General features: G+C 66.6%; 2 pseudogenes. One reads left to right on the forward strand and one right to left on the reverse strand.

The window, feature by feature from the left end:
• Positions 1-117: 117 nt before the first annotated feature.
• Positions 118-1,026 (reverse strand): annotated as a pseudogene (locus tag OTB20_RS43120) (IS630 family transposase); the annotation flags it as partial.
• Between the two features lies 1 nt (position 1,027).
• Between OTB20_RS43120 and OTB20_RS42135 the strand changes: the two are divergent.
• A pseudogene (locus OTB20_RS42135) lies at positions 1,028-1,327 on the forward strand (transposase family protein); the annotation flags it as partial.
• Between the last annotated feature and the right edge of the window lie 130 nt (positions 1,328-1,457).

Below are 1,457 nucleotides of genomic sequence, written 5' to 3' on the forward strand. Positions count from 1 at the left end.
CACCAGAAAGGTGCCCCGCCCCTGCGTTTACGATTCGACCTAGACACTCGAATCCTTGCAGGTCAGGGCACCTTTCGTGTTGCCAGCTCCACCTCAGCGATCAATTCGGCTGAACAGCCGAGGCTGGAGCCGTTTGAGGCGGTTGCGGACGAGGGCTTCGAGTCGTTCCAGGGCCATGACGGCGAGGTTGGCCAGGCTGTGCTTGACGTGGGCCCACACCCACTCGACGGGGTTCAGGTCTGGTGAGTAGGCAGGCAGCAGGAACACGGTCAGCCACTTCCGCTGGGCAACAAGCTCACGCATCTTGTGGGAGACGTGCGTGTTCAGGCGGTCCCAGACCAGCACGATCGGCGCTCTGACCAGGTGACGGACTCCGTCGACGAGCGCGATGAAGTCGCGCTCGCTCATGCTGCGGCGTGCTCCCTTGCCCGCGGGGTGGGTCCGCAGGCGGTGACAGCCGGGTGCGGGATCCTGGCCGCATCGCGATCAGTCCCGCCACTGACAACCGTCCCGAGCGTCGCCCGCTGACCGTCACGACCGGGGTGATGCCGCGTCGGCCCCAGGTCCGTCCGCGGGGCGGCTTGCGGGTGAAACCGGCTTCGTCCTCGAAGCAGATGTAGCCCCCGCAGGCCGCCCGGACCCTTTTACCTCCGTCCAGGTCGCCTCCTTCCACACAACGACGGCCTGCTCGTCGCGCTCGGCGACTCGACGGGCAGGGACCTGAGGGCTGAAGTCGAGCGGGTGCATCAACCGGGTGGCACCCGAGACGCTGTAGGAGACGTGGAATTTCCTGCCGATCAGCGTGGCCACCCGCGACGCGGTCCACACCTGGTCCTCCACCCAGCCAGGCACGGCCGGCCCCTCCTCCAAAAACCCCGCCAGCTTTTCCAGGCAGTGCGGCGACAGACGGCACCGCGATCCACTCGGACCACGGGAAGACAGAGCCTGCACACCCCCGTCCCGCCACAACTGGTGCCACTGATAAGCCGACTTCACACTCACCCGCAGCCGCCGTGCGACTTCCGACCACAAGCGGCACGGCATGAACGTGCAAGTCCTCACCGACCCGTTCGGCCGCCTCCTCTGGGCATCACCAGCCCTGCCCGGCTCCACCCACGACCTGACCGCCGCCCGCAGCCACGGCATCGTCGACGCGCTCGCCGCCGCAGGACTGAAGTGCTGGGCGGACAAGGCCTACCAAGGCGCCGGCCGCCACATCCCAGTCCCCTTCCGGGGCCGCCGACTCAAGCGCTGGAAGCGACGACACAACAGCAGCCACGCCAAGATCCGCTGCGTCGGAGAACAGGCCATGACCACCCTCAAGAGCTGACCTCGGCTGTTCAGCCGAATTGATCGCTGAGGTGGAGCTGGCAACACGAAAGGTGCCCTGACCTGCAAGGATTCGAGTGTCTAGGTCGAATCGTAAACGCAGGGGCGGGGCACCTTTCTGGTGGTAG

The sequence above is a fragment of the Streptomyces sp. H27-H1 genome (genome assembly GCF_026627445.1).
In the GTDB taxonomy this organism is placed as follows: domain Bacteria; phylum Actinomycetota; class Actinomycetes; order Streptomycetales; family Streptomycetaceae; genus Streptomyces.